Genomic DNA, 1,477 nt, shown 5'->3' on the forward strand with positions numbered 1-1,477 from the left:
GGAATTTTTTTATATTCATCTCCAACAATTATTTGAGAAAATAAGAGTTTTGAAAAAATCAATATAATTACAAAGATTACTTTTTGGAATGTGTTTCTCATAAAATGTCGCCTAACGAAAAAGTATTGGCGAAGTGCGGGCTGGATTTAACTGAAAGTTCAATTCAGACTGAGCGAAGCCGATGCTTTTTCAGATTGTCTAATTTAAGAAAAAAAAACAATATGAAAAGCAGCGGCGTATAAATTTGAAAAAGATTTCAATTTAGCCTTAAACCCCGCATTTTGCCAATACAATGTTAGGCGACGTTTTTTTATTCATTTTCGAAAATCATTCCGCTTTTTTTGTCCATTTCTTCTCGCTCTTTTTGCGTCATACGTTTTCTTAAAACTTTTGTAGTATAAGCACCTTTAACAATGTTTTTGTCAAAATACATCCAATCAGTTATATTTTCATAATTTACTTGAATTGTATCGCCTAATTTCACTTCTGTAGTTGAAATTGGTTTATCATCTACAATTCCATAAAATTTATTATCAAAATATTGAACTTCACTAATCCAAATATGTTCACCTCCTTTATCAGTATTAAATCTTTCTTTTAGAGCAAAGTTGTAAAAATCAGGATTTTGGCTGTTTATTGCTTCTTTAAATTTGTAAATTGTATTTTGTGCAGTTTCAATAGCATTATTCATTTCGACATCTTCTCCTTCCAAAAGATGAACGTCTGGTTCATTAATTCTTTTTACAACTTCATCTTTTTTCTGACACCCAATTATTATCAAATTCAATATAAAACAGATTATTATTTTAGTTTTCATAGTTTATTTTGATAGAATAGGTTGAAGTTTATTATTTAAATTTTCACGACTTATATTTTCAAAGATTTGATTTTCTCTATTCTGATATTCAATTTCTAAAAAATAGTAATCTTCTTTTTTGTTGTAAGTTGAAACGTAAATTAAAATTGTTTTCTCATAATTATAAATTCCAAAAGCGCAATTATCAGCATTCCAAAAATCCACGATTTGTGAATTCTTAATCTTAAATTCTGAAATTATAAAGTCGAAAATTTCTTTTGTTTGCGTAGTTTTCATAAAATGTCGCCTAACGGAAAAAGTATTGCTGAAGTGCGGGCTAAATTTAACTGAAAGTTCAATTTCGACAAAACGAAGCATATGCTTTTTCAATGGAACTAAATTACACTTTTTTGTGGAATTGAAAAGCATATGCGGATAAATATTTCTGCTTTTCAATTCAAACCTTCACCCCGCATTTTAGCAATACAATGTTATGCGACGTTTTTTTAGTCATTATAAAATGAAAAATTTGGATTTATTCTGAATGTATAATCCATCTTCATTTATTTCGAGAAAACCAATTTTTGATAAATCCTTTAATAGATTTGAAAGTAGTTCACTTTTTTCATTATTTGACCAATAAAACCGTTTGTGTTTTGGAAAATCATCTTCGGGTATCAA

At 28.0% G+C, this 1,477-nt stretch carries 2 protein-coding genes; both read right to left on the minus strand.

What is annotated here, in order from left to right; all coding sequences use genetic code 11:
• Nucleotides 1-310 precede the first annotated feature (310 nt).
• Nucleotides 311-817, minus strand: coding sequence for a DUF2314 domain-containing protein (locus ACVFVN_RS14680; RefSeq protein ID WP_456235860.1), 507 nt, complete (start codon nt 815-817; stop codon nt 311-313).
• 3 nt (nt 818-820) lie between these two features.
• The gene (locus ACVFVN_RS14685) at nt 821-1,186 is read right to left on the minus strand and encodes a hypothetical protein (protein ID WP_456235861.1); all 366 of its coding nucleotides are present in this window, start codon (nt 1,184-1,186) and stop codon (nt 821-823) included.
• Nucleotides 1,187-1,477: the final 291 nt, after the last annotated feature.

Source organism: Soonwooa purpurea, from assembly GCF_053891095.1.